The 5,717-nt window shown below is 41.5% G+C and carries 5 protein-coding genes and 1 pseudogene; 3 read left to right on the top strand and 3 right to left on the bottom strand.

The annotated features are described in order from the left end of the window. The 3 genes and pseudogenes from HT708_RS11095 to HT708_RS11085 all read right to left on the bottom strand — a co-directional run. Positions 1–638: pseudogene (locus HT708_RS11095) on the bottom strand (transposase family protein); the annotation flags it as partial. Positions 639–987: 349 nt separating this feature from the next. After that, entirely contained in the window at positions 988–1,794 is an 807-nt protein-coding gene (gene yidA, locus HT708_RS11090; protein ID WP_023936120.1) for a sugar-phosphatase, read from the bottom strand. Between the two features lie 12 nt (positions 1,795–1,806). After that, complete coding sequence (locus HT708_RS11085; protein ID WP_138703275.1) at positions 1,807–3,111, bottom strand: HD domain-containing protein; 1,305 nt, start codon at positions 3,109–3,111, stop codon at positions 1,807–1,809. Between the two features lie 71 nt (positions 3,112–3,182). Between HT708_RS11085 and HT708_RS11080 the strand changes: the two genes are divergently transcribed. The 3 genes from HT708_RS11080 (at position 3,183) to ffh (ending at position 5,576) form a co-directional block, all read left to right on the top strand. Continuing rightward, complete coding sequence (locus HT708_RS11080; protein ID WP_023934199.1) at positions 3,183–3,560, top strand: DUF1934 domain-containing protein; 378 nt, start codon at positions 3,183–3,185, stop codon at positions 3,558–3,560. Positions 3,561–3,660: 100 nt separating this feature from the next. Then, positions 3,661–3,993, top strand: coding sequence for a putative DNA-binding protein (locus tag HT708_RS11075; protein WP_000402066.1), 333 nt, complete (start codon positions 3,661–3,663; stop codon positions 3,991–3,993). A gap of 11 nt (positions 3,994–4,004) precedes the next feature. Next, positions 4,005–5,576, top strand: a complete 1,572-nt coding sequence (gene ffh / locus HT708_RS11070; protein ID WP_172926400.1) for a signal recognition particle protein — start codon at positions 4,005–4,007, stop codon at positions 5,574–5,576. The last annotated feature ends 141 nt before the right edge of the window (positions 5,577–5,717 follow it).

The following is a 5,717-nucleotide window of genomic DNA, read 5'->3' as shown; positions in this document are numbered from 1 at the left end:
TTTATCTTCAGCTGTTAGCAGCTTGAGTTTGCTGGATTTCCTCGGAGTTTGCGCTTGAGGATATAGCTTCATGAGCCCTTGATAAGCACTGTCAGCCAAGATTTTACCAGCTTGTCCGATATTTCTGCGACTCATTTTGAACAACTTCATATCATGACAATAGTTCACAGCGATCTCCAAAGAAACAATTCTCCCTTGACTTGTGACAATCGCTTGAGCCTTCATAGCGTGGCATTTCTTTTTACCAGAATCATTCGCTAATTGTTTTTTTAGAACGATTGATTTTTACTTCCGTCGCATCAATCATTACCGTGTCCTCAGAACTGAGAGGAGTTCTTGAAATCGTAACACCACTTTGAACAAGAGTTACTTCAACCCATTGGCTCCGACGGATTAAGTTGCTTTCGTGAATACCAAAATCAGCCGCAATTTGTTCATAAGTTCGATATTCTCGCACATATTGAAGTCGCCATAAGAAGGTATTCTAGGCTTAGTTTAGGTTTTCGTCCCCCTTTTGCGTGTTTACCTTGATAAGCTGTTTTCAATACAGCTAACATCTCTTCAAAAGTCGTGCGCTGAACACCAACCAGGAGCTTAAATCGTGCATCAGTTAGTTGTTTACTTGCTTCATAATTCATAGAACTATTCTACCATATTTTGTTTCGCAGGAAGTCTATTATCAAAAGGTGTTGATATATGGGCTGTTTCAAGATTACTAAGGCATAAAGATATACAACAAATTATTCAAACTTACGGACATACTCTAAAAGAGGGTTATTGATAAATAGTATAGGAAGAGCCTTAAAATAAGGTTTTTTCTATTTATCGATTCCAGCAGGGGGTATGTAATTAGATACTATAGTAGATTGAAACTAGAATAGTGTATCTGGACTTCTAAAACATTACTAGAAATTGATTTGTCCTATTCCTATTTCATTTTACTATAAAAACCGCTCAACTGAGCGGTTTTCGTCTATTCATATCCTCTTACAGTACCCATGTTCGGATGGCATGGGCAACGCCGGATTCGTCATTTGTTTTAGTGATGTATTTGGCGATTTTTTTGATTTCTTGATTTCCATTTTCCATGACAACGGGGTTCCCAACGACTTCCAGCATGGCACGGTCATTTTCTTCGTCACCGATAGCCATGGTTTGATCTTTGTTCAATCCGAGTTTTTCAGCTAAGTGAGTAATAGCTGACCCCTTGTCTATATTCTTTTTAAGGAGTTCGAGGTAGAAAGGAGCAGACTTGTTGATAGAGTAGCGTTCGTAAAATTCTGCTGGGATTTTTTCAATCGCAGCATCGAGAATCTCAGGCTCATCGATGAACATACACTTGACGATTTCCTTGTCAGACATTTCTTCAGGTGTGCGGTAGAAGATAGGCATGTTGACGAGGGTTGATTCGTGCACAGTGTATGTTCCGATATTGCGATTGGCAGTATAGATACCGTCCTTAGTAATAGCATGCATGTGGACACCGAGCTTACGACTGAGAAATTCCATATCCAGATAATCCTCATAAGTCAAGGATTCGCTGATAATCTCATGCCCTGTAGCAGTTTCTTGGACAAGGGCACCATTGAAGGTCACAACATAGTCACCCTCGTCTCTCAACTGCAAGTCGTCCAGAAGTTTGGCAACACCTGCGATAGGGCGGCCAGTTGCAATGACGACTTTGACACCAGCTTCTTTGGCATCTTGGATGGCAGAAAAGACTTCAGGAGTAATCTCCTTTTGACTGTTGACTAGGGTTCCGTCAATATCGACAGCGATTAGTTTAATACTCATAAAATTCCTCTTCTAGTTTTTATTTGGGGTAAAATGATCGTTCTCAATCAAGTGTAAAAATTGCTGGGTAATGCTTGCAAAGATGCTGTTTTGGTCCAACATTTCTTTTGGAAAATAAAAGCGATTATCTCCGTGGCGACTGCCAGCAAGGGATTGGACGATAGGAGACAGGCTAGAGAGTTCGGCCAGTTGACCATTTTTTTGTAAAATCTCAATCTGTGTCCGCGGATTTTCAGATTCGGGACGATAGATATCATAAGGGAGGTCGAAGTTCTTATGAATAGCAGTATAGTAGTCTGGATCAAAGCCAATGTCCTCAACCAATTTTCTCATGCTAGCGAGTTGGTCTTGGTCTTCTTGTGAAAAGGTAATGGATTTAAAGACCTTGCGGTTGACAAAGCGTTGCGACAGGTCTGCAAGAATCTTATCAGGACTGGTCATCCAGAGTTGGAAGTAGGTATTCATCACACCATCATCCAGAGCTAGATAGTCAGACAAGGTCACATTTTTTTCAAAGAAAGGTAGCAAATGGGGAGAAGTTCGTGCAAAAAAGTCCTTGTCCTCAGGATAGAGTTCCTTGGCGCGTTTGAGAAGATTCTGTAGGAGAACTTCCATAGCGCGTGTTGCGGGGTGGAAATAAACCTGCATGTACATCTGGTAACGGCTAAGGACATAGTCTTCGATGGCATGCATGCCATTGCGCTGAAAGGCAATACCGCTTTCGACAGGACGAATGACTCGGAGGATGCGAGTCAGGTCAAATTCTCCATAGGATGCTCCTGTAAAATAGGAGTCGCGCAAGAGATAGTCCATGCGGTCTGCATCGATTTGGCTGGAAATGAGTTGCACAACCTGCTTGTTAGGATAGGTATGGTCGATGACACTGGCTATCTTTTCTGGAAAATCGGGCGCTACTTGTAGTAGGACTTGGTGGATCTCCGTCTCAGGACTTTGAATAATCTCCTGAGTAATGGCTTCATGGTCTGTATCAAAGAGATGTTCAAAAGTATGGGAGTAGGCACCATGCCCAAGGTCATGTAGGAGGGCCGCGGTCATGGTCAAGAGAGACTCGGCAGGATTCCATTCTTCAGGATATTTTTCTTCAAAAATCTCCGTGATGCGACGAGCAATCTCATAGACTCCAAGACAATGGGAGAAGCGACTGTGTTCTCCACCGTGGAAGGTATAACTGGAAGTTCCCAGTTGCTTAATACGGCGCAAACGTTGAAATTCTTTTGTATTGATCAAGTCATAGATGATTTGATTATTGACATGGATGTAGTTGTGAACTGGGTCACGGAATACTTTTTCGTTCATATGACCATTATAGCAAAAAGCTAGAGTTTTTGGTAAAATAGTAGGACAAGAGACAAGAAAGAGGACCTGATGTGAAGATTCGGATGCGAAATACGATTCAGTTTGATGAGCAGTTGGAAGTGATTGACCAGCTTTATGACGTGGAAGTGCATAAAAAAGGAGATTATAGCTACCTGCTTTTCTATAATGAGGAAAAGGAAAAAGTAGTTATTAAATTTCATGGTCAAGAACTGGTGATGAGTCGTTTTTCCAATCCCAAGACCATTATGCGCTTTTTAAAGGATAGTGATAGTTTAGCCTATATTCCTACACCTATGGGCATGCAGGAGTTTATCATCCAAACGAGCCATTATCAAGTTGATAGACAAAAGATTGAACTAGATTATCAACTACAAAATCAAGAGGGACATCCCTTTGCTAGCTATCAATTGGAAATTACTTGGGGCTAGGCTCTTATTTTTTTCAAATTTTTTCAAATTTTGCTAGCTATCTTCTTGTATTGACTTCCTAGTGTGGTAGATTAGGCTAATTTTTGGTATAATAAAAGTTATGGAAATTGAAAAAACCAATCGTATGAATGCGCTCTTTGAATTTTATGCGGCGCTTTTGACAGATAAGCAAATGAATTATATCGAGCTCTACTACGCTGATGATTACAGCCTTGCTGAGATTGCCGAGGAGTTTGGTGTCAGTCGTCAGGCTGTCTATGATAATATCAAGCGGACAGAAAAGATTCTGGAAGATTATGAGATGAAATTGCACATGTACTCGGACTACATTGTCCGCAGTCAGATTTTTGATCAGATTTTGGAGCGCTATCCCAAGGATGACTTTCTGCAGGAGCAGATAGAAATTTTAACAAGCATTGATAATAGAGAATAAGAGGAAGAAAAATGGCATTTGAAAGTTTAACAGAACGTTTGCAGAACGTCTTTAAAAATTTACGTAAAAAAGGAAAAATCTCTGAATCTGATGTCCAAGAGGCAACCAAAGAAATTCGCTTGGCCTTGCTCGAGGCCGACGTTGCCTTGCCTGTTGTAAAGGACTTTATCAAGAAAGTTCGTGAGCGTGCAGTCGGGCATGAGGTCATTGATACCCTTAATCCTGCGCAACAGATTATTAAAATCGTTGATGAGGAACTGACAGCCGTTTTAGGTTCTGATACGGCAGAAATTATCAAGTCACCTAAGATTCCAACCATCATCATGATGGTTGGTTTACAAGGGGCTGGTAAAACAACCTTTGCTGGTAAATTGGCCAACAAACTCAAGAAAGAAGAAAATGCTCGTCCTTTGATGATTGCGGCGGATATTTACCGTCCTGCGGCTATTGACCAGTTGAAAACTCTGGGACAACAGATTGATGTGCCGGTTTTCGCTCTTGGAACAGAAGTACCAGCTGTTGAGATTGTACGTCAAGGTTTGGAGCAAGCCCAAACTAATCATAACGACTATGTCTTGATTGATACTGCGGGTCGTTTGCAGATTGATGAGCTTTTGATGAACGAGCTTCGTGACGTAAAAGCACTGGCTCAACCAAATGAAATTCTGCTCGTCGTTGATGCTATGATTGGTCAAGAAGCAGCCAATGTTGCGCGTGAGTTTAATGATCAGTTGGAAGTGACTGGGGTTATCCTTACCAAGATTGACGGCGATACTCGTGGTGGTGCGGCTCTATCTGTTCGTCACATTACCGGAAAACCAATCAAGTTCACTGGTACAGGTGAAAAGATTACGGACATTGAGACCTTCCACCCAGACCGCATGTCTAGCCGTATCCTTGGCATGGGGGATATGCTTACGTTGATTGAGAAAGCTTCTCAGGAATACGATGAGCAAAAGGCTCTTGAAATGGCTGAGAAGATGCGTGAAAACACCTTTGATTTCAATGATTTCATTGATCAGTTGGATCAGGTGCAAAACATGGGGCCGATGGAAGACTTGCTCAAGATGATTCCAGGTATGGCCAACAACCCAGCCCTTCAAAACATGAAGGTGGATGAACGCCAGATTGCTCGCAAACGTGCCATTGTGTCTTCTATGACACCTGAAGAACGTGAAAATCCAGATTTGCTAAATCCAAGCCGTCGACGTCGTATCGCAGCTGGTTCTGGGAATACATTTGTCGAAGTTAATAAATTCATTAAAGACTTTAACCAGGCTAAACAACTCATGCAGGGTGTTATGTCTGGAGATATGAACAAAATGATGAAGCAAATGGGAATCAATCCAAACAACCTTCCTAAAAATATGCCAAATATGGGAGGAATGGATATGTCTGCCCTTGAAGGAATGATGGGACAAGGCGGTATGCCTGACCTGTCAGCTCTCGGAGGAGCAGGAATGCCAGATATGAGCCAAATGTTTGGTGGCGGACTCAAAGGTAAAATCGGTGAATTTGCCATGAAACAGTCCATGAAACGCATGGCTAACAAAATGAAGAAAGCGAAGAAGAAACGCAAGTAAGACGAAGGAAGGCCGCAGAGCTTTCCTTTTTTAGAAAAATAATAAAGGTCTATTTTGAATCTGTAAAGAATAAAAAATAATAATACTCAATGAAAATCAAATAGCAAACTAGGAAGCTAGCCGCAAGCTGCTCAAAACACT

The organism is Streptococcus sp. 3613 (genome assembly GCF_013277375.1).
In the GTDB taxonomy this organism is placed as follows: Bacteria; Bacillota; Bacilli; order Lactobacillales; family Streptococcaceae; genus Streptococcus; species Streptococcus pseudopneumoniae.
This window is presented reverse-complemented; position numbering and strand designations above follow the sequence as displayed.

Bases quoted from the DNA above. Each gene is read 5' to 3' on its own strand.
- yidA (WP_023936120.1), bottom strand. From the start codon at position 1,794: ATGAGTATTAAACTAATCGCTGTCGATATTGACGGAACCCTAGTCAAC.
- HT708_RS11085 (WP_138703275.1), bottom strand. From the start codon at position 3,111: ATGAACGAAAAAGTATTCCGTGACCCAGTTCACAACTACATCCATGTC.
- HT708_RS11075 (WP_000402066.1), top strand. From the start codon at position 3,661: ATGGAAATTGAAAAAACCAATCGTATGAATGCGCTCTTTGAATTTTAT.
- ffh (WP_172926400.1), top strand. From the start codon at position 4,005: ATGGCATTTGAAAGTTTAACAGAACGTTTGCAGAACGTCTTTAAAAAT.